This window comes from Cupriavidus sp. BIC8F (genome assembly GCF_032465815.1).
Taxonomy (GTDB): Bacteria; Pseudomonadota; Gammaproteobacteria; order Burkholderiales; family Burkholderiaceae; genus Cupriavidus; species Cupriavidus necator.
Genome location: NZ_CP136095.1, coordinates 127,524 through 147,538, shown reverse-complemented (window position 1 = coordinate 147,538; position 20,015 = coordinate 127,524). Strand labels below are relative to the sequence as shown.

At 69.3% G+C, this 20,015-nt stretch carries 13 protein-coding genes and 2 pseudogenes; 7 read left to right on the top strand and 8 right to left on the bottom strand.

Annotation, left to right across the window (positions count from 1 at the left end; all coding sequences use genetic code 11):
• Positions 1 to 54 precede the first annotated feature (54 nt).
• Positions 55 to 828: a FadR/GntR family transcriptional regulator gene (locus tag RS901_RS20870; RefSeq protein WP_316155365.1), complete on the bottom strand. Its 774-nt coding sequence runs from the start codon at positions 826 to 828 to the stop codon at positions 55 to 57.
• Positions 829 to 983: 155 nt separating this feature from the next.
• On the opposite strand from RS901_RS20870, the gene gudD reads away from it, so the two are divergent.
• From gudD to RS901_RS20855, 3 genes are all read left to right on the top strand, one after another.
• Positions 984 to 2,339, top strand: coding sequence for a glucarate dehydratase (gene gudD, locus RS901_RS20865; RefSeq protein WP_316155363.1), 1,356 nt, complete (start codon positions 984 to 986; stop codon positions 2,337 to 2,339).
• A gap of 83 nt (positions 2,340 to 2,422) precedes the next feature.
• Positions 2,423 to 3,448, top strand: a complete 1,026-nt coding sequence (locus tag RS901_RS20860) for a tripartite tricarboxylate transporter substrate binding protein (protein WP_316155361.1) — start codon at positions 2,423 to 2,425, stop codon at positions 3,446 to 3,448.
• Between the two features lie 100 nt (positions 3,449 to 3,548).
• The gene (locus RS901_RS20855) at positions 3,549 to 4,547 is read left to right on the top strand and encodes a tripartite tricarboxylate transporter substrate binding protein (RefSeq protein WP_316155359.1); all 999 of its coding nucleotides are present in this window, start codon (positions 3,549 to 3,551) and stop codon (positions 4,545 to 4,547) included.
• 923 nt (positions 4,548 to 5,470) lie between these two features.
• On the opposite strand, the gene RS901_RS20850 is transcribed toward RS901_RS20855, so the two are convergent.
• Together RS901_RS20850 and kdgD are read right to left on the bottom strand one after the other, a co-directional pair.
• Positions 5,471 to 6,997 carry an aldehyde dehydrogenase (NADP(+)) gene (locus RS901_RS20850; protein ID WP_316155357.1) on the bottom strand — a complete coding sequence of 509 codons (1,527 nt, stop codon included), beginning with the start codon at positions 6,995 to 6,997 and terminating at the stop codon, positions 5,471 to 5,473.
• 104 nt (positions 6,998 to 7,101) lie between these two features.
• Positions 7,102 to 8,016 carry a 5-dehydro-4-deoxyglucarate dehydratase gene (kdgD, locus tag RS901_RS20845; RefSeq protein WP_316155355.1) on the bottom strand — a complete coding sequence of 305 codons (915 nt, stop codon included), beginning with the start codon at positions 8,014 to 8,016 and terminating at the stop codon, positions 7,102 to 7,104.
• 409 nt (positions 8,017 to 8,425) lie between these two features.
• On the opposite strand from kdgD, the gene RS901_RS20840 reads away from it, so the two are divergent.
• Entirely contained in the window at positions 8,426 to 9,406 is a 981-nt protein-coding gene (locus RS901_RS20840) for a DedA family protein/thiosulfate sulfurtransferase GlpE (RefSeq protein ID WP_011616368.1), read from the top strand.
• A 25-nt stretch (positions 9,407 to 9,431) separates the two neighbouring features.
• Here the strand turns inward: RS901_RS20840 and RS901_RS20835 are convergent, their stop codons facing one another.
• The 4 genes and pseudogenes from RS901_RS20835 to RS901_RS20820 all read right to left on the bottom strand — a co-directional run.
• Positions 9,432 to 10,388 carry a DUF1177 domain-containing protein gene (locus RS901_RS20835; protein ID WP_316155352.1) on the bottom strand — a complete coding sequence of 319 codons (957 nt, stop codon included), beginning with the start codon at positions 10,386 to 10,388 and terminating at the stop codon, positions 9,432 to 9,434.
• Between the two features lie 58 nt (positions 10,389 to 10,446).
• A complete protein-coding gene (locus RS901_RS20830; RefSeq protein ID WP_316155350.1) occupies positions 10,447 to 11,607 on the bottom strand; it encodes a porin in 1,161 nt (386 codons plus the stop codon).
• A 134-nt stretch (positions 11,608 to 11,741) separates the two neighbouring features.
• Positions 11,742 to 12,428: pseudogene (gene pepE, locus RS901_RS20825) on the bottom strand (dipeptidase PepE); the annotation flags it as partial.
• Positions 12,428 to 12,652, bottom strand: a pseudogene (locus tag RS901_RS20820) (helix-turn-helix domain-containing protein); the annotation flags it as partial. The pseudogenes RS901_RS20820 and pepE, both read right to left, overlap by 1 nt.
• Before the next feature lie 203 nt (positions 12,653 to 12,855).
• Here RS901_RS20820 and RS901_RS20815 point away from each other — a divergent pair.
• Entirely contained in the window at positions 12,856 to 15,648 is a 2,793-nt protein-coding gene (locus RS901_RS20815) for a hypothetical protein (protein WP_316155348.1), read from the top strand.
• Positions 15,649 to 15,660: 12 nt separating this feature from the next.
• Here the strand turns inward: RS901_RS20815 and RS901_RS20810 are convergent, their stop codons facing one another.
• Entirely contained in the window at positions 15,661 to 16,416 is a 756-nt protein-coding gene (locus RS901_RS20810) for an IclR family transcriptional regulator (RefSeq protein WP_316155347.1), read from the bottom strand.
• Between the two features lie 190 nt (positions 16,417 to 16,606).
• Here RS901_RS20810 and RS901_RS20805 point away from each other — a divergent pair, with 190 nt between their 5' ends.
• Both RS901_RS20805 and RS901_RS20800 read left to right on the top strand, forming a co-directional pair.
• Positions 16,607 to 17,647 carry an LLM class flavin-dependent oxidoreductase gene (locus RS901_RS20805; RefSeq protein WP_114136121.1) on the top strand — a complete coding sequence of 347 codons (1,041 nt, stop codon included), beginning with the start codon at positions 16,607 to 16,609 and terminating at the stop codon, positions 17,645 to 17,647.
• Between the two features lie 219 nt (positions 17,648 to 17,866).
• On the top strand, positions 17,867 to 19,873 hold the full coding sequence (locus tag RS901_RS20800; protein WP_316155343.1) for a sigma-54-dependent Fis family transcriptional regulator: 2,007 nt from the start codon (positions 17,867 to 17,869) through the stop codon (positions 19,871 to 19,873).
• The last annotated feature ends 142 nt before the right edge of the window (positions 19,874 to 20,015 follow it).

Here is a 20,015-nt window from a genome sequence, read left to right as displayed (position 1 = left end):
ATTAGACATCGTATGACTTGGCGGGCTGCACCCAGCCGGGTGCGTGCGCGCCGGTCAGCCTTGGGCGCCGGCTGTCCCTGAGGCCTTGCGCAGCCGTTCGCGGCTGTTGGTCAGGTGCATGCGCATGGCGGCCTTGGCCCCGTCGGGGTCGCGGCGCTCGATCGCGTCGTAGATGTTCTCGTGTTCGATGCTGACGCGCTCCAGGTACTGCTCGCGCTCGGGGGTGCTGACCTGCAGGCGGCTGCGCGGGATCACCATGGTGCCCAGGTGGCCCATGATGTCCGTGAAGTAGCGGTTGCCGGTGGCGCGCGCGATCTCCAGGTGGAAGGCAAAGTCGCTCTCCACGGCGTCGTTGCCGGCGCCGGCGCTGCGCTTGAGCTCATCCAGCGCCTGGCGCATGGCGGCCAGCTGCGTGTCGGTGCGGCGCGATGCGGCCAGGCCCGCGGCCTCGGCTTCAAGGCTGACGCGGAATTCCAGCATCGCCATCACATCCATGGCCGTGCCCAGCGCGTCCGGCCCGATGCGGAAGGGCGAAGGCGCCTCGGCCGCGCGCGCCAGCACGAAGGTGCCGATGCCGTGGCGCGTCTCCACCAGGCCGCTGGCCTGCAGCCGCGACAGTGCCTCGCGCACCACGGTGCGGCTGACCCCCATCGACGCCATGATCTCCGACTCGGTCGGGAGCTTGTTGCCGGGCTTGAGCTGGCCCTGGCGGATCTCTTCGCCAAGGGCTTGCACCACTTCCTCGGCAAGCGTGCGGCCGCGGCGGCGCAGCGGCGCTTGCGGCGCAGAAACGGGCGGAACGGACTGGGCGGGGGTGGAGTTCGGCATGGTGGATACGGGCGGGGTTTCCCGGACTTGACCGGTTCGAGATGGCCTCATTATACTGGGTTATCAGTCATACGATGACAGATAACATACGCGACACGATGGTCCGGGTGAACGATACTGCGCCCGCCGTCGGAAATGCCGGAGACAACCCAGAGATGACCCCAACCGCCGCCCCCATGGCGTCCGCCCACACCCCGGTCGTGACCGAACTGACCGTGGTGCCCGTGGCCGGGCATGACAGCATGCTGATGAACCTGTCCGGCGCCCATGGCCCGTACTTCACGCGCAATATCGTGATCGTGCGCGACAGCGCCGGCCATACCGGCGTGGGCGAGGTCCCGGGCGGCGAAGGCATCCGCCAGACGCTGGAAGACGCGCGGCCGCTGCTGGTGGGCCAGCCCATCGGCCAGTACCAGGCCATCCTGAACCGCGTGCGCGCGACGTTCGCCAACCGCGATGCCGGCGGCCGCGGCCTGCAGACCTTCGACCTGCGCATCGCCATCCACGCCGTCACCGCGCTGGAGTCGGCGCTGCTCGACCTGCTCGGCCAGCACCTGGAGGTGCCGGTGGCCGCGCTGCTGGGCGAGGGCCAGCAGCGCGACGCCGTGGAGATGCTGGGCTATCTGTTCTATATCGGCGACCGCCAGCGTACCACGCTGGACTATCGCACCGAGCCCGATGCCGACAACGCGTGGTTCCGCCTGCGCAATGAAGTGGCGATGACGCCCGAGGGCGTGGTGCGCCTGGCCGAGGCCGCGTACGAGCGCTACGGCTTCAACGACTTCAAGCTCAAGGGCGGCGTGCTGCGCGGCGACGAAGAGATGGAAGCGGTCCTGGCGCTGGCCGAGCGCTTTCCCAAGGCGCGCATCACGCTGGATCCCAACGGCGCCTGGTCGCTGGCCGAGGCCGTGCGCCTGTGCCGCGACAAGCGCGGCGTGCTGGCCTATGCCGAAGACCCGTGCGGTGCCGAGGACGGCTATTCCGGGCGCGAGATCATGGCCGAGTTCCGCACCGCCACCGGCCTGCCCACCGCCACCAACATGATCGCCACCGACTGGCGCCAGATGGGGCATGCGGTGCGGCTGCAGTCGGTCGACATCCCGCTGGCCGACCCGCACTTCTGGACCATGCAGGGCTCGGTGCGCGTGGCGCAAATGTGCGCCGAATGGGGCCTGACCTGGGGCTCGCACTCGAACAACCACTTCGACATCTCGCTGGCCATGTTCACCCACGTGGCCGCGGCCGCACCGGGGCGCGTCACGGCCATCGACACACACTGGATCTGGCAGGACGGCGAACACCTGACCCGCAATCCGCTGAAGATCGAAGGCGGTCTGGTGCAGGTGCCCAAGACGCCGGGCCTGGGCGTGGCGCTCGACATGGACGCCCTGGCGCGCGCGCACGAGCTGTACCAGCGCAAGGGTCTGGGGGCACGCGACGATGCCGCGGCGATGCAGTTCCTGATCCCCGGCTGGAAGTTCAACAACAAGGCGCCCTGCATGGTGCGCTGACGTGCTACCGGCAACGACGCCAACAGCCGCGGCCGTCATCGGAACGGCCGGCTCATCTCACCAGGACATTGCAGGAGACAACGATGTACACGTTCCAACGCCAGGGCGCGCTGCGCCCGCACCACTGGCTGCGCGCCGTCGCGCTCGGCTGCGCCTTCACGGTGGCGGCCCTGACCGCCGTCAGCGCCACGGCTACCGCCGCGCCACAGGACTGGCCGCAACGCCCGGTATCGGTCGTGGTGCCGTTCCCGCCGGGCGGCTCCAGCGACGCGATCGCGCGCATGCTGACCGTGCCGCTCAATGAAAAGCTGGGCCAGCCCTTCGTCATCGACAACCGCCCCGGCGCGACCGGCGCCATCGGCGCCACCTTCGTCAAGCGCGCGCCGGCGGACGGCTACACCATGATGGTGGCGTCGATCGGCGTGTATGCAGTGAACCCGTTCCTGCAGAAGAACCTGGCCTATGACCCGGCCAGGGACTTCGACCTGCTGACGGTGGCGGTGCGCGCGCCAAACGTGCTGGTGGCCAATCCGCAGTTCCCGGCCAACACTCTGCAGGAGCTGGTGGCCTACATGAAGAAGAACCCGGGCAAGGTCAGCTTTGCCTCGTCCGGCGCGGGCTCGTCCGACCACCTGACCGCGGCGCTTTTCTGGCAGAAGAGCGCCACCGACGGCCTGCACGTGCCCTACAAGGGCGGCGGCCCGGCAATCTCCGACCTGCTTGCCGGCCAGGTCGACGTGTCGTTCCAGAACATCAATGCCGTGCTGCAGCACGTCCGCGCCGGCAAGCTCAAGGCGATGGCGGTGACCTCCGACAAGCGCTCGCCGGTGCTGCCCAATGTGCCCACCATGGCCGAGGCCGGCATCAGGGATGTGGAGGTGTACTCGTGGCAAGGCGTGGCCGCGCCGCGCGGCCTGCCGCCCCAGATCAAGAGCCGTCTGCACGGAGCGCTGGTGTCCTCGCTGAACGACCCGAAGATGCGCCAGAAGTTGTCCGAGAGCGGCTTCGAGGTGGTGGCCAACACGCCCGAGCAGTTCAACCAGTTCGAGGCGCAGGAGCTGCAGCGTTGGAAGAGCGTGATCGAGAAGGGCAAGATCGCGCTGGACTGAAGCCGCTGGACTGAAGCTGCACACCGAAGCACCAAACGCGCCGGCCACGCACGCCCATCGTGCTGCGCCGGCGCGCGCGCCATTGACAGGAGACATGAGCATGACCCAGGGACGCCGCAACTTCCTCAAGCAATCCTCCGCGCTGGCCGCCGGCCTGGCTGCGGGCCCGCTCGCGGGCCTGTCCTCGGCCGCGCACGCCGCGCAGGACTGGCCCACCCGCCCGATCCGCCTGGTGGTGCCGTACACCGCCGGCGGCTCGTCGGACATCATCGCGCGCCTGATCAGCAAGCAGCTGGGCGAGGCGCTGGGCCAGTCAGTGGTGGTGGACAACCGCCCCGGCGCCAACGGCAACGTCGGCGCGGCGCTGGTCGCGCAGGCCACCGACAACCACACGCTGATGCTGTGCGATATCGGCGCGCTGGCGATCAGCCCGTCGGTCTATACCAAGCTGACCTTCAATATCGCCAAGGACCTCAAGCCGGTGTCGATGCTGGCCTACTCGCCGCACCTGCTGGTGGTGCATCCGTCGGTGCAGGCGGCCAGCGTGAAGGAACTGGTGGCGCTGTCGCAGCGCAGCCAGCTCAACTTCGCCGTGACCGCTATCGGCAGCGCGCCGCACCTGGCCGGCGTGGCGGTGGAGCAGGCCACCGGCGCCAAGTGGCAATACGTACCCTACAAGGGCGGCTCGCAGGCCATTGCCGATACCGTGGGCGGCAGCGCCCAGGTGCTGATGAACGGCATGCTGGCCACGCTGCCGCATGTGCAGTCGGGCAAGCTCAAGCTGATCGCCCAGTCCAAGCGCACGCGCATGCCGCTGCTGCAGAACGTGCCGACCATCGCCGAGCAGGGCGTGCCGAATTTCGAATCCGGAACGTGGCAGGGGGTGATGGCCCCGGCCAGCATGTCCGATGCGATGGTGGCGCGCCTCAGTGGCGAGCTGATCCGCATCATCCGCGCGCCGGACCTGCGCGCGCAGCTGGTGGCCCAGGGGGCGGAAGTGGTGACGATGACGCCGGGGGAGACTGGGAAGTTCTTTGTTGCCGAGCAGACGCGATGGGCGGGGGTGGTGAAGCAGGCGGGGATCAGGCTGGAGGCTTGAGTGGGAGCTTCTCCGCTGCGCCCAACGAGAGACGCCCTTACCGAGGGCGTTTTTTGTTGGGCGTTGCTGATGGCGTAAGGGGTTCGTGGGGGTGGGGTTGCTTTGCCTTCGTGCCATGCGGTCGGATTGTGGCTCTTGACTAGCGTGGGCTGTTTCGCCGGCGCAGCCGGCGACCTACTTTCTGTCCGAGCGACAGAAAGTAGGCAAAGAGCGCGTCGCCTGGGCGGCTGGCCATAAATTGCACGGTGTTGGTCATATGGCGGCGGTGCTTGCTATTTGGGCGTGGTTGCCCGTTCGACCCAGCTACGCTCCCTGTCCGGTGCCTACGTCCGCGGACTATTGGACGAACCCGACTTTAGTCTATTGGCAGCCTGCTAATCAGGTCATCGGTAGGACGCCTTCGGCTGCGCTGCGCGCACTCAGTATCGCAGGTTAGGTGCCCACGCACGGAGCGCATCGCTGCGCTCGCACGGCGCTGTCATAGTGCCAGGCCAAAAGCGCAAATCAGGGAGTGGCCGTTCGTTCTGCCACGTTAGGGCCGGCGCGAAGCGCAGCCGAAGGCGTCCCACCGACGCGGTGGTTAGCAGGCTGCCAACCGCCTAAAGTCGGGTTCGTCCAATAGTCCGTTGACGTAGGCACCAGACAGGGTGCGTAGCAGGGTCGAACCACCAACCCCATCGAACGGAAATCACCACCGCTCGAACCACCATCGCCGTGTAATGGATGGCCAGCCGCCCAGGCGACGCGTTTCTTGGTTACTTCTTGTCGCTTGGACAAGAAGTAACTCGCCGGCTACGCCGGCGAAACAGCCCACGCCTGCCAAGACCAACAACCGTCCGCGTAGCGACAACTCGCAGCAGCCCACCCACTCGCCCGGTTCTTCGACGCGATGTACGTGGGCATGAGCGGAAGGGCCTGCGGGATCAACCCTTCACCGCTTCCGGCAACAACGCCTGCGGCAAGTTCTGATAACAAACCGGCCGCAAGAACCGGTCAATCGCCGTCGCCCCCACCGAAGTGGATCGCGCATCCGAAGTCGCCGGGAACGGCCCGCCATGCACCATCGCATAGGCAACCTCAACCCCAGTCGGATAACCATTGCACAGCACCCGCCCGGCCTTGCGTTCCAGCACCGGCAGCAGGCGCCGCGCGACCGCGTGGTCGGCATCATCGAGCTGCATCGTCGCCGTCAACTGGCCTTCAAGCTGTCGCGCCACCGCCAGCATCTCGTCGAGATCACGGCACACCACCAGCACCGTCGACGGCCCGAATACTTCGGCCTGCATGCGGTGATCCGCCAGGAACTGCGCCGCGGTGGTCTCGAACATCACCGGCCGCGCCTGGTTGGCCCCATTGCTGTCGACGCCGTCGCCAATGCGTTGCAGACCGTCGAGCGACGACAGCTGTGCCACGCCTTGCTCATAGGCGGCATGGATGCCGGGTGTCAGCATCGTTGCCGCCGGCTTGCCTTGCAGCGCGCCGAGCGCCGCGGCGCGGAATTTGTCCAGCGCAGGGCCTTCGATGCCGATCACCAGCCCGGGGTTGGTGCAGAACTGGCCGACGCCGAGCACCAGCGAATCCACCAGCTGCCGGCCGATTTCCTCGCCGCGCGCATCGAGCGCGGCGGGCAGCAGGAACACCGGATTGATGCTGCTCATCTCCGCGTACACGGGGATCGGCTGCGGGCGGGCGCTGGCGGCGCGCATCAGCGCCATGCCGCCCGCGCGCGAGCCGGTGAAGCCCACCGCCTGGATCGCGGGATGCGAGACCAGCGCCGTGCCGATGACATTGCCCGCGCCTACCAGCAGCGAGAACACGCCCTCGGGCAGGCCGGCGTCCTGCACGGCCTTCTGGATCACGCGCCCGACCAGCTCGGACGTGCCCAGGTGCGCCGAGTGCGCCTTGACCACGACCGGGCAGCCGGCGGCCAGCGCCGAGGCGGTGTCGCCGCCCGCCACGGAGAAGGCCAGCGGGAAGTTGCTGGCGCCGAACACCGCCACCGGGCCGATGGCGATACGCTGCATGCGCAGGTCCGGGCGCGGCGGGTTGCGCTCGGGCAGAGCGGGGTCGAAGGTGGCTTGCTGCCACCGGCCCTCGCGCAGCACGGTGGCGAACAGGCGCAGCTGGCCAGCGGTGCGGCCCCGCTCGCCCTGCAGGCGCGCGATGGGCAGCGCGCTTTCCAGGTGGGCGCGTTCGATGAGCGTGTCGCCCAGCGCCTCGATGCCGCTGGCGATGGCCTCCAGGAACGCCGCGCGCTGTGCCGGCGTGGTGTTGCGGTAGGTGTCGAAGGCGGCTTCGGCCAGCGCGCAGGCGCGCTCGACCTCGGCCTGCCCGCCGCCGTGGAAGTCAGGGCCCAGGGCCTGGCCGCTGGCGGGATTGATGGCCTGCAGCAGGGCTTCGGAGCCGCGCATGGCGTGCGCGCCGATCAGCATGTCGCCGGTGATTTGCATGGAAGGATTCCTTGTCAACGTTTGGAACGGGAAAGCCGGCCGCAGGGCATATGCCCCGCGGCCGGCCAGTCGAAGTGCAACGCGAGGACGGCGGGTCCTGCCGCTTACTGCGGGCCGAGCTTGTTGATCAGCGTGCCCAGCATCTCCATCTCCTCGCCGGTCAGGTCGGTCAGCGGCGCGCGCACCGGGCCGCCGTCGCGGCCGACCAGGCGGGCCCCGGCCTTGACGATGCTCACGGCATAGCCGGCCTTGCGGTTGCGGATGGCCAGGTAGGGCAGGAAGAAGTTGTCGAGCAGGCGGCCCACGGTGTCGTGGTCGTCCGCGGCGATGGCGCGGTAGAAGTCCATCGCGGTCTTGGGGATGAAGTTGAACACGGCCGACGAATACACCGGCACGCCCAGCGCCTTGTAGGCCGCGGCATAGACCTCAGCCGTGGGCAGGCCGCCGAGGTAAGAGAAGCGGTCGCCCAGCTTGCGGCGGATACTGACCATGGCCTCGATGTCGCCCACGCCGTCCTTGAAGCCGACCAGGTTAGGGCAGCGCTCGGCCAGGCGTGCCAGCTGCGTTGCATCCAGCTTCGAGTTGGCGCGGTTGTAGACGATCACGCCGATGTCCACCGACTTGCAGACCTGCTCCACGTGCGCGGCGATGCCGTCCTGGCTGGCTTCGGTCAGGTAGTGCGGCAGCAGCAGCACGCCGGCCGCGCCCAGGCGCTGGGCTTCCTGTGCGTAGGCGATGGCGGTGCGGGTCGGGCCGCCGGCGCCGGCCAGGATCGGCACCTTGCCGGCGCAGGTGCGCACGGCGGTGTCGACCACGGCCGAGTAGTCCTGCGGCGTCAGCGAGAAGAACTCGCCGGTGCCGCCCGCCGCGAACAACGCGGTGGCGCCGTAAGGGGCCAGCCACTCCAGCCGCGCGGCGTAGGACTGCGGCGTGAAGTCGCCCTGGGCGTCGAAGTCGGTGATGGGGAAGGACAGCAGGCCTTCAGAGACGATTTGCTTGAGTTCGTTGGGTGCGAGCATTGCGGCAATCCTGAGCGGGCCAGTGGCCCCGGGTGGCAGTGGCGGCTGACTGCGGCGGCGCAGGTCATCCGAGTTATCAGTCATCGTACGACAAGGTTTTGGTGAAGGCAATAGGGCGGGTGATCATTCGGGGTTAACCGGGATGCGGCCGGCGTTTCCGCTGGAGAGCGTTGCGGGCGTTCAAAAAACGACATAAATGCGCAGTCAGGGGCACTTCGTGCCTGAGGCGGCGGTCGTACTATGGTGAGGTCGGGTGAGGCTGGGATGTAATGTTGTAGGACAACGTAGGTCACGACGACCCCCTGCCGGCGTGCCCTCCACTCAGGAAATTTGAAACACCCATGCAAAGCTGCCGGTGCACGGGCCCCCGGCGACTGGCACACTGGCATCCTGGACTGACGGGGAGAACATGGTGGGAGAGTTACAGGCCTTGCTGGAAAACCACGGGCTGATGCTGGTGTTCCTGAACGTGCTAGTCGAGCAGGCCGGGCTGCCGGTGCCGGCGTACCCGATGCTGTTCGTCGCCGGCGCGCTGGGCATGCAGGAGACCGGGCCGTCGATCGGCGCGGTGCTGGCTGCGGTCATCTTCGCCTGCCTGATTGCCGATACCGGCTGGTACTTCGCCGGGCGCCGGCTGGGGCAGCCGATGCTGCGCACGATCTGCCGGGTATCGATTTCGCAGGATTCGTGCATCCGCCAGACCCAGTCGCTCTACCTGCGCGTGGGGCCGCGCTCGCTGGTGATTGCCAAGCTGCTGCCCGGTGCCGGGGCCTTGTCCACCGCGATGGCGGGCATGACGGGCACACCGTTGCCGGTGTTCCTGTTTTATGACGCCATCGGCGCGCTGGTGTGGGCTGGCAGTGCCTTGCTGATCGGCGTGGTGTTCAGTGATTTTATCGATGCCATCCTGGAGGCGTTCAGCGCCTACGGGCATATGGCCGTGGTGGGGCTGTTGGTGGCGTTCGCGCTGTTCCTGGCGTGGCGCTGGTGGCGCCGCTTCCGGCTGCTGCGCCGCACGCGGCGCGTGCCGCGCATGACGGTGGATGAGCTGGAAGCGCGCCGGCTGGCCGGCAGCCTGCCGGTGGTGATCGACGTGCGCGCCCACGGCGACACGCCGATGGAGCGCATCCCCGGCTCGGTGGTGCTCGACATGCAGGGCGCGCTGGACAGCCTGGACGCGCTGGGTGTGCCGCACGCCGGGGCCGACATCGTGGTCTATTGCGCCTGCCCCAATGAGCTGTCCGCCGCGCTGCTGGCCGAGCGCCTGCGCGTGGCCGGCTACCCGAAGACCTGGGCTCTGGCCGGCGGCTTCGACGAATGGAAGCGGCGCCACGGCGGCACCGCCCCGACCGAGGCGGCCAACCAGCCAGGACCGGCCGAAGCCGCCTGAACCTGCCAGGCCGCCGGCGCTGCGCTCAGCGCTTGCCCGCGGTCTGGAAGACCGACAGGTCCGGGTAGACCGCGCGGATCTTCTCCCACTCGGCGGCATTGAAGAACTGGCACTTGCCGGCGCCGAAGCGCTTGGACACCTCCACGCAGAAGCGCACGGCTTCAGCGATGTCGATCTCGTGGTTGGCCGAGGTCGCGCTGCCCGACACCACCGACTGTGCCGTCACCGCCACGCCGACCACCGGCGCCTGGGTGGCCACGTGCGGCTGCATGATGCTGTTGAAGTGGTACAGGCCGTTGTGGTACGGCGTGATGTCCTGCTGCGAGATCGGAAAGGTCACCGCCGGGCAGCCGGTGGTGGACTCCATGGTCGCCACCAGGTCTGGCGCCACGCGCAGGATGTAACCCTGCATCGCCGTCGGCGAAATCGCAAAGCCGCGGTGCTTGATGATGCTGTTGCCCTTGGAGGCATCGATCGACAGGATCGCGTCCATCTCCGGCAGCACCTGGTAGTCGTTCATGGTGTCGGACGAGACCGGCATGCCCATGAACGGCACCGGGTCGTGCGGCTGCATCGAGACATTGGTCGACAGGTGCGTGGTCACGATCACGTCGCCCACCAGGTGGTCGCCGCGCGCCTTCATCTGCGCCAGCTTGAGCGCCACCGCCAGGCAGCCGATCGGGCCGTCGGCGTCAGACACGAGCCCCACCAGTTCCGGGCGCGCGCCAATCGCGCCGTTGCGGCCGATCACGCCCAGCGTCGGTGCACTGCCGCCGCTACGCTTGCCCGTGGTGCCGGGGATCACGATGGTGATGAAGTCGGTGGTGTTGGCCGTGTTCTCGGGCGGGGCGTTGTGGATCGTGGTCACTTCCACGCTCGCGCCGGCGCCGGCATAGGGCGCGAACAGTTCGCTGACGACCGCACCGTTGGCGTGCGGGCTGTCCAGGGCTTCATGAATGACCAGCGTCTGCTGCAGGGCCATGGCTTTCTCCAAATGATGTGCCCTGCCCGCGCGGCGCGGGCAGGGCGTCTACAAAAAGTCAGAACTGGTGGCGCAGGCCGACCATCACCGTGGTCTGGCTGTCGCGCCCGTCCAGCGGCTTGCCGCTGCCGCCGGTCCAGCTGGTGGTGTTGTTGCCGAACAGGCCCGACCAGTCACCGTGCACACGGTCATAGGCCAGCGCCAGGTAGGCATCGGTGCGCTTGCTGAAGGCGTAGTCGGCGACCGCGTAGGCGGTGGTGCGGTTGCCGCTGAAGCCGTCGGCACGGGTGCGGTTGTGCATCACGCTGCCGATCAGCGTGACATTGCCGGTGACCGGGTAGCTCGCGCCCAGCGTGAAGAAATCGTCGTGGCGGCTGCCGCCGAAGACCGAGCTGATGGCGGCGCGGTTGGTCGGCGTGGCCGCGGTTGACATGCTGGTGATGGTGGCCGTGTCGGTGCCGCCCTTGGACGAATCGAAGCCCGCGTCGCGGTCGCTGTGGATGTAGTTGGCGAACAGGCTGGCCCGGCCCACCGCGGCCTTCAGGCCGGCCAGGTAGATGCTCGCGGCGCGGCTCTGGCTGTCACGGGTCTGCTGGAAATCGCCCACTGCGGTGATGGGGCCGGCGGCGTACCTCACGCCGAACGACATCGACGAGGTCGCGCGGGTGTTGCCCGCGGTTTCGCCCAGCGTGTATTCGGCGATCACCGATACCGGGCCGAAGTTGCCGGTGTAGCTGACGGCGTTGTCGTAGCGCTGGCCGGTCAGGTAGACCATCCACGCATTGGACGGCGCCGCGCCCACGCCGAGCGGGTCGACGTAGTACAGCATGGTGTTGGCCGTGGTGTACTGCCGGCCCAGCGCCAGCTCGCCCCACTGGTTGCCGATCTTCACATACGCCTGGCGCCCGAACAGCTGCCCCTGCTGGTCCAGCTTGCCGGTGTCGGCCAGCAGGCCGTTTTCCAGCACGAAGCCGGCCTTCAGGCCGCCACCCAGGTCTTCAATGCCGCGCAGGCCGAAGCGGCTGCCCGACAGGAAACCTTCGCCGCCCTGCTGCAGCCCGATCTGGGCATCGCCCGCCGGGTTCGAATGGGTCTGGTAGGTCAGCGCGGTATCGATCACGCCATACAGCGTCACCCCGGACTGCGCCATCGCGGCGGCCGGCAGGCCCAGCAGCAACGGCAGTGCCAGGCGGGCCGCGTGGCGAGTGGTGTGGCTCATCTTGTTTTCTCCTCCAAAAGGCAAAAGGGGGCTTGCGCGGGCGGCACGGCGCGGCCCGCGGGGCGGTTTTCTCTTTGTTGTGCCCGGGACCGGCCCGGGTCAGTGCGTCAGTGGCTCAAGGCAGTGCCGCCGGCTCAGGCAGCAAAGCCCGGCCAGTCCTGCATGCCGGCCGGACCGGTGATCTGCGACAGCGGGAAGGTCTCGCCTTCGCGGATGGTTTCGACCTTGCCTTCGGCCGGGAACCACAGCGCATGGCGCTCGCCCAGCACGGTGCCGCGGGTGCCGTCCGAGAACAGTGCCGAACCCTCCGGCAGCGCAAACACCTGCTCCGGCGCGTTGATGTGCAGGAACTCGGCCAGGCGCTCTTCGCGGCTTTCGCCGTTGTGGCCGGCGGGCTTGCCGCTGATGAAGTGCGGGTTGATCTGGAACGGCACCAGCCCCAGCGCGCGCAGCGACGGCGGCTGCGCGATGGGCATGTCGTTGGTGGTGCGGATGGTCGGGCAGGCGACGTTGCTGCCGGCGCTCCAGCCCACGTACGGCGTGCCCGCGCGCACCCTGGCGCGGATCGCGTCGACGATGCCGGCGTCGTACATGCGCTTGAGCAGCGCAAAGGTGTTGCCGCCGCCGACCGCGATGGCCTCGGCCTGCTCCACGGCGCGCAGCGGATCGCCGCTGTGGTGGATCGATTCCAGCGCGTAGCCCAGCGTCTCGAACACCGGCTTGACCATGCCTTCATAGGTGTCGAAGCTGAAGGTCACGCCGGCGAACGGCACGAACAGCACCTTGCGCGGCTCGCGCCTGAGCAGCGTGTGGATCTGCTCGTCTTGCGTATCACTTGTCCCAGCTCGAACCAGCGCAAGCCCAAGCCGTAGCGGCCAACCGCGTCCTGCACCAGGAAGCCATTGGCGGCAAAGGTCGCCAGCACGCGGTGCACCACGGCGTGGTGCACGCCGCTGTGGCGCGCCAGTCCGCGCACGCCCCAGCTGGGCTGGCGGGCGGTGAAATGGGTCAACAGCGCCAGGGCGCCGTCCAGGGTCTTAAGCATGGTGGGTGGTTGCGTCGACTGCTTGTGTCTCTATATAAGAGACAGCGTCTCTGATACGGAGAAATGCTCGGCTTCGGCCCGGCTCTCAACAATCAGGGTTAACGCGGGGCCGGATGGCCGCGCCGGGCGAATGCCGGCGGCGGCAACGGTGGAGCGCCGCCGCCTATACTTGGCGCAGACCGACTGTTACCGGGAGGACGCGCATGGCCGCGGAACACCACGGAACCGGCGGATCCGGCGGATCCGGCGACGAGGCCACCCGCATCGCCCAGCGCCGCCGCCAGCTCGGCATTACGCCGCGCGCCGGCGACGGCCAGCGCAACTGGGCCCTGGCGTTGTCCGGCGGCGGCATCCGCAGCGCCACCTTCTGCCTGGGCGTGATGCAGGCGATGGCGGGCACCGCGATGCCCGCCAAGGCGGCAGCGCCGGCCCCCGAGCCGGAGGCCGCGACGCCGGCGGCCGCCACCGCCGCCGCGGCGCAGACCGTGCCGGGCCTGGCCTCGCTGCTGGCGCAGTTCGACTACCTGTCCACCGTCAGCGGCGGCGGCTACCTCGGCGCCTTCTTCGTCAGCCTGTTCGTGCCCGGCCGCCTGCGCCGCGGCGCAGGCCCGGTCCAGGCCGCCACCGACGCCTATCACACGCTGCAATGCGAGCCGCCGGGGCGCATCCATACCTCGATGTCCTACGCCGCCGACCCCGGCCGCGGCGCGGTCGCATGGCTGCGCGAGAACGGCCGCTACCTGTCGCCCACCGGCGCCGGCGACAACCTCTATGCCGCCGCGCTGGTAGTGCGCAACTGGCTGGCCATGCATTTCGTGATCGGCAGCGCGCTGCTGGTGCTGCTGGCTGCGCTGGCGCTCGGGCAACACATTGCGGTGGGCGTTTCCTACGGGTTGGGGCGCCATGAGATGGACCTGCTGCACGACGCGCGGCAGGCCTACAACCAGGGCGAATGCGCGATCTGGTGGAGCACGCTGCTGTGGCTGCCCCTGGCCACCGCGCTGGCTGGCGCGGTGCCGCCCGGGCTGGCCTACTGGCTGATCTACCCGCGCGCCAACGATCCGCAGGCGACGGTCCGCTTCCTGAGCCCCGCGCCGCTGCTCGCCACGCTGCTGGGCCTGATGCTGCTGGCTGCGGCGCGCTGGTCGGAATGGCTCGGTTCGGGGCTGGTCATCGGCAAGCTCTTTGCCGCGCTGGGCGTGCTGACGCTGCTGGGCGTGCTGTGGTGCCTGGCGCTGCTGCAGGGCGAGCCGCGCACCGTGGCCGCCTACCGGGTGCGTGCCACGCGCGCACTGCGTGGCGCGCTGACGCTGACCCTTTGGCTGTCGGCGCTGGGCATTGCCGACACCATTGCACGCACCGCTTACCTGTTTGCCCACCAGGCCCACCACCAGTGGGGCGCGGCGCTGCCCGCAACCGTGCTGGGGGTGCTGGTCTGGCTGGTGCGCTACGGATCGCGCTGGCGCGACGCCGGCCGCCAGGGCAGCACCGACACGCCATGGCGCGCGCTGTGTGCCCGGCTGCCGGTATCGCTGCTGGCGGGCGCGGTGGCGGCCGTGCTGGCCCTGCTGTTGTTCGTGCTGTGGTCGTGGCTGGTGCTGTGGGTGCGCTGGGACGGGCGCGAGCCGGTCGACTGGCTGGTGTTCGGCAACGCCTATACCGGCCCGGCGCTGGCCATGCTGACCGTGGTGAGCCTGGCACTGGCGCTGGTGGTGGGGCGCTTCGCGGGCTTCCTGAACCTGTCGACGCTGCAGCCGTTCTATGCGGCGCGGCTCACCCGCGCGTACCTGGGGGCGTCCAACGGTGAGCGCTTTGTGCCGCCCGATCCGACGACCGACCAGGACGGCAGCCAGCGCGCCCGCTTCAGCGTGGCCGAGCCCGTGCCCGGCGACCAGCTCAGCCTGAACACCTACTACGATCCGCGCGTGCTGGCGCCGCTGCACCTGATCAACGTCACGCTGAATCTCACCGTCGACCCGGCCGAGCAACTGGTGCAGCGCGACCGCAAGGGCAAGCCGCTGTGCCTGGCGCCCGGCCCCTGCGTGGTGCAGTCCGGCGTGGCGACGGCAATCCCGCCGGACGCCTACGCGCGCTTCACCATCGACGGCCGGGGCTGCTGCCCCGATGTGTCATGGCCGTCGTCGGGCAAACTGGCCGAATCGCGCACGGTGGGAGACTGGATGGCGATCTCGGGCGCGGCCGTCTCCACCAGGCTGGGGCGCGCGACCACGCTGGGCACATCAATGCTGCTTGGCCTGGCGAACCTGCGGCTGGGCATATGGTGGCCGTCGTATCCGGCCAGCCACGCGCGCGAAGGCGGGCGCCGGGGCCGCGCCAGGCGCCATCCGGAACGCGCCACGCATCCTTGGCTGGCCGCGGGCATCGCGCTGTTCCGCACGCAGTACTACCTGGGCTGCGAACTGAGCGCGCGCTTCCACGGCACACGGCGCGGCTGGCAGTATCTTTCCGATGGCGGGCATTTCGACAACACCGGCGTGTACGAGCTGCTGCGCCCGGGCCGCGATGTCTCGCTGATCGTGCTGTGTGATTGCGGGGGCGACCGCGACTACCGCTTCGGCGACCTGGCCAACCTGATCCGGCTGGCGCGCATCGACCATGGGCTGGAGCTCGTGGTCGATACCGAGGCTGCCACCACGCATCCGGTGCTGAGCCGGGTCTTCGGCGTACCGGATGATTTCATGCCGGGCGCGCCGACCGGCGACAAATGCGCGGTGCTGCTTAACGTCTTTCGCACCGGCCCGGAGTGCGGGGCGCCACGCGCGCGCACCTGCCGCATCGTGCTGCTCAAGCCGCGGCTGGTGTCATGGGCGGCGGCCGACGTGCGCCACTACGGCGCGACCCATCCCGCGTTTCCGCAGGAGGCCACCGGCGACCAGTTCTTCGATGAGGCGCAATGGGAGAGCTACCGCGCGCTGGGCCATGCGATCGGCCAGCGCGTGCTGGGCGGGGCCGTGGGCAAGGCCCTGCTGGCGTGAGGAGACAGCGCGTCAGCGCACGAAGCCGATGACGTCTTCCAGCCGGCCGCTGGCATCGCGCAGCGCCTCCAGCAGGCGCGGCACCGCGGCTTCGTCCAGCCGCTGCTGCGGCCCCGCGATGGCGACCGAGCCCACCACCGCGCTGCGGTCGCGCGACCACAGCGGCAACGCCAGGCCGGCCACGCTGGCGGCGGCTTCCTCGCGCGTGTGGGCCCAGCCGCGCTCGCGCACCTCGGCCAGCTGCTGCTCGATGCGCTCGCGGTCCGGCGTCGTGTGGGGGGCCATGCGCGCCAGCCCCTGGCGGTAGACCTCATCGCGGAAGGCATCGTCCTGGAAGGCCAGCATGGCCTTGGCATGCGCGCCCGCATAGAGCGGGAAGCGCTCGCCCAGCTCGATCGAAAAGCGCAGCTGGTGCTGGCTCTGCACCAGTCCCACGCACAGGCCGTCATGGCCATCGAGCCAGGACAGGAACACGGTTTCGCCGCTCTGCGCGGCGAGCTTTTCCAGCACCGGCCGCACGATCTCGTCGGGCGAGAAGCTCTTGCGTACCACCTGTCCCAGCTCGAACAACCGCAGTCCGAGCGAATACTTGCCGGTGGCCGCGTCCTGCACCAGGAAGCCGTTGGCGGCAAACGTGGCCAGCACGCGGTGCACCACGGCGTAGTGCACGCCGCTGTGCTTGGCCAGCTCGCGCACGCCCCAGGTCGGCTGGCGCACGGTGAAGTGGGTCAGCAGGGCCAGCGCACCGTCCAGTGTCTTGAGTGTCATCGCTTGTTCCTTCGCATCGGGCTGCATGGTACGGGCAAGCGCGGCGCGACTCAATCTTTCGTGCCCCCGACTATACCCACGCCGCCCGAAGGGCCGCGATCAGGCCGCCAGCACGATCGCGCCGGGGTCACTAAGATAGCGAGCCATATGCATTGCCCGCGTGCGGCACCAGCCGCCCGCCATCCACCACATGAATCACGACTCTATCCCCAACGGCGCAGGCGTTGCCTGGTCCGTGCTGGACCTGGCCCCCATCCCTGAAGGCAGCGATGCCGGCCAGGCCATGCGCAACTCGCTCGACCTGGCCCGCCATGCCGAGCAGCTGGGCTACCACCGCTACTGGCTGGCCGAGCATCACAATATGCCCGGCATTGCCAGCGCCGCCACCGCCGTGCTGATCGGCTATGTCGCCAACGGCACCAGGACCATCCGCGTGGGTTCGGGCGGCGTGATGCTGCCCAACCATTCGCCGCTGGTGATCGCCGAGCAGTTCGGCACGCTGGCCTCGCTCTACCCGGGCCGTATCGACCTGGGCCTGGGCCGTGCGCCAGGGACCGACCAGGCCACCGCGCGCGCCTTGCGCCGCCACCTGTCGGCCGACAGCGCCGATACCTTCCCGCAGGACGTGGAAGAACTGCAGGCCTATTTCGACGACGTGCGCCCCGGCCAGCGCCTGCGTGCGGTGCCCGGCGCCGGGCTCAAGGTACCGATCTGGCTGCTGGGTTCGAGCCTGTTCAGCGCGCAGCTGGCCGCGGCGATGGGCCTGCCGTTCGCCTTTGCCTCGCACTTTGCGCCGGGCTTCATGCGCCAGGCGGTGGACCTGTACCGGCGCACCTTCCGGCCCTCCGAAGCGCTGGACCGGCCCTATGTGATGCTGGGCCTGAACGTGTTCGCGGCTGAGACCGGCGACCAGGCGCGCCGCCTGTTCAGCTCGCTGCAGCAGCAGTTCCTGGCGCTGGTGCGCGGCACTCCGGGGCAGCTGCGCGCGCCGGTGGACGATATCGAATCACTGTGGACCGAGAGCGAGGCCGACCATATCCGCCGCTCGCTGGCGTGCTCCGTAGTGGGCGATCCCGACGCCGTGCGTGCCGGCATGCAGCGTTTTGTCGATGACCTGCGCCCGGACGAGCTGATGCTGGCCGGGCAGATCCATGACCACCAGGCGCGCCTGCGCTCGTTCGCCATCGCCGCCGATGCGGCGCGCAGCCTGAAGACCTCATCGGCGCTCTGAGCGCCTGCGATGCTCCGGTATGGCGTGCGCCGCACTTGCGGCGTGCGCCCGTGAGCGCGCCTCCCCTAATCCTGTTTGCGCGCCGCCGATCCGCTCGGATACATTAGAAGGCCCGAGACACAGAGGCGCGGCTCCCGCAGCACGCGCCCGACAGTCCGCCCGATCCACCACCCCATCCATCACCCGTGGGGCCGACGGCAGCGACGACAGGAGACAGCGATGGACCTGCGGCAACGCGAGCACATCGAGACGGTGGTCCAGGCCACCACATACCTTGCCCCGCCGGCCGTGCTTGCGGACCGGATCGCGCACGACGCCATCATCCAGAACTCATGGCGCCGCTGCGTGCACCAGTACGGCCTGGATCCGTCGCGCATGCAGGAGGCGCGCATCCTGCCGCAGCCGCGCCTGCGCGAACACCAGGAACGCATCGACGACTTCGCGCGCATCGCGCGCCACGGCCTGCAGAGCCTGTATGGGCAGGTGGCGGGCCTGGGCTATGTGGTGCTGCTGACCGATGCGCAGGGCGTGACCGTCGACTATATCGGCGAGGCCCGCAGCGATGCCGCGCTGCGCCACGCGGGCCTGTACCTGGGCGCCGAGTGGAGCGAGAGCGGCGCCGGCACCTGCGCGGTCGGCACCGCTCTGGCCACCGGCCAGGCGCTGACGGTGCACCAGGCCGATCATTTCGACGCCACCCATATCCCGCTGACCTGCACCGCCGCGCCGCTGTTCGACACGCACGGCAACCTGCACGCCATCCTCGACATCTCCGCGCTGACCTCGCCGCAGGCCAAGGACAGCCAGGGGCTGGCGCTGCAGATGGTGCGCATCTACGCCGCGCATATCGAGAACGCCAACTTCCTGCGTGCGCACCGCCGCGACTGGATCCTGAAGCTGAACGTGGCGCCGGAGTTCGTCGACGTCAATCCGGAATACCTGCTGGCGCTGGACGAGGCCGGCCGCATCGTCGGCCACAACCACCGCGCAAGGCTGATGCTGGAGGGCGAGCTGGGTGGCGCACCGGGCGCCACCGTGCTGGGCCAGCGGTTCGAGACGCTGTTCGACGCGCGCCTGGAAGACCTGGGCCACTATGTCTATTCGCGCCCGAGCGAGCAGCGCCTGGTGGCGCTGACCCGCAGCGGCGGCCTGCTGTACCTGAGCGTACTGCCGCCCGCGCTGCGCTGGCAGGCGCCGCCCGCCGAAACGCAGGTGACGATGCCGCCTGCCCTGGCGGCGCTGACCGGCGGCGATGCCGCGCTGCAGCAGCAGTTGCAGCGCGCGGCGCGCCTGGTCGATTCGCCCATCAACCTGCTGATCCACGGCGAGACCGGCAGCGGCAAGGAGTTCCTGGCCAAGGCGCTGCATCTTGCCAGCGCGCGCCGCGGCGGGCCGTTCGTAGCGGTGAACTGCGCGGCGATCCCTGAAACACTGATTGAAAGCGAGTTGTTCGGCCACCTGCCCAACAGCTTCTCCGGCGCAGGCCCGCGCGGCAAGCGCGGCCTGATCCAGGAAGCCGACGGCGGCACGCTGTTCCTGGACGAGATCGGCGACATGCCGCGCGAACTGCAGTCGCGGCTGCTGCGCGTGCTGGCCGAGGGCGAAGTGCTGCCTGTCGGCGCCGCGCGGCCGGTGCCGGTGCGGTTGCGGGTCATCTCCGCCACGCACCACAGCCTGGAGCAACTGGTGGCCGACGGGCGCTTCCGCGAGGACCTGTACTACCGCCTCAACGGCGCGCGCTTTACGCTGCCGCCGCTGCGTGCGCGCACCGACCTGGACTGGCTGGTCCGCAAGCTGCTGCAGGAAGGGGGCGCAGAAGGCGGCGAGATCACGCTGTCGCCCGCGGCACGCGAGCGGCTGCACCGCCACCGCTGGCCCGGCAACCTGCGCGAACTGCGCAACGTGCTGGAGTACGCGCGCGCGGTCTGCGCCGACGGCTATATCGATGTGCCGGACCTGCCTGACAGCCTGGCGGGACCCGCTCCGTCCGCCGCCCTGCCGCAGCTAGGGCCCGCCCAGTCACCCGCTGCGGCGCCGTTTGATCCGCACCAGTTGCCGCCGGAAGGCATGCTGCTGATGCAATACCTGCGCGCGTCCGGCTGGAATCTGAGCGCGGTCGCGCGGCAGATCGGCGTCAGCCGCATGACGCTGTACCGGCGCATGGAGCGCTACGGCATCCAGTCGCCCAACCGGCGTGACGGCGGCCCAGAGCCCACCGACGCATAAGCCGGCAGGCAGCACGGCGCACGCGCGCCATCCCTGCGATACGGTTGCCCATCCCCTGTACACCTGCGCTGTGACACCTGTCACAGCGCAGCGTCGTTTTTGCCCTGCCGCCTCGGGGTAATCCCTCGGATCCAACCCCGCT

What these genes read in the sequence shown, in the direction of transcription:
- RS901_RS20815 (WP_316155348.1), top strand. Translation starts at nt 12,856, where the DNA reads ATGGCCGCGGAACACCACGGAACCGGCGGATCCGGCGGATCCGGCGAC.
- RS901_RS20805 (WP_114136121.1), top strand. Translation starts at nt 16,607, where the DNA reads ATGAATCACGACTCTATCCCCAACGGCGCAGGCGTTGCCTGGTCCGTG.
- RS901_RS20810 (WP_316155347.1), bottom strand. Translation starts at nt 16,416, where the DNA reads ATGACACTCAAGACACTGGACGGTGCGCTGGCCCTGCTGACCCACTTC.
- RS901_RS20870 (WP_316155365.1), bottom strand. Translation starts at nt 828, where the DNA reads ATGCCGAACTCCACCCCCGCCCAGTCCGTTCCGCCCGTTTCTGCGCCG.
- gudD (WP_316155363.1), top strand. Translation starts at nt 984, where the DNA reads ATGACCCCAACCGCCGCCCCCATGGCGTCCGCCCACACCCCGGTCGTG.
- RS901_RS20800 (WP_316155343.1), top strand. Translation starts at nt 17,867, where the DNA reads ATGGACCTGCGGCAACGCGAGCACATCGAGACGGTGGTCCAGGCCACC.
- RS901_RS20835 (WP_316155352.1), bottom strand. Translation starts at nt 10,388, where the DNA reads ATGGCCCTGCAGCAGACGCTGGTCATTCATGAAGCCCTGGACAGCCCG.
- RS901_RS20860 (WP_316155361.1), top strand. Translation starts at nt 2,423, where the DNA reads ATGTACACGTTCCAACGCCAGGGCGCGCTGCGCCCGCACCACTGGCTG.
- RS901_RS20840 (WP_011616368.1), top strand. Translation starts at nt 8,426, where the DNA reads ATGGTGGGAGAGTTACAGGCCTTGCTGGAAAACCACGGGCTGATGCTG.
- RS901_RS20830 (WP_316155350.1), bottom strand. Translation starts at nt 11,607, where the DNA reads ATGAGCCACACCACTCGCCACGCGGCCCGCCTGGCACTGCCGTTGCTG.
- RS901_RS20855 (WP_316155359.1), top strand. Translation starts at nt 3,549, where the DNA reads ATGACCCAGGGACGCCGCAACTTCCTCAAGCAATCCTCCGCGCTGGCC.
- kdgD (WP_316155355.1), bottom strand. Translation starts at nt 8,016, where the DNA reads ATGCTCGCACCCAACGAACTCAAGCAAATCGTCTCTGAAGGCCTGCTG.
- RS901_RS20850 (WP_316155357.1), bottom strand. Translation starts at nt 6,997, where the DNA reads ATGCAAATCACCGGCGACATGCTGATCGGCGCGCACGCCATGCGCGGC.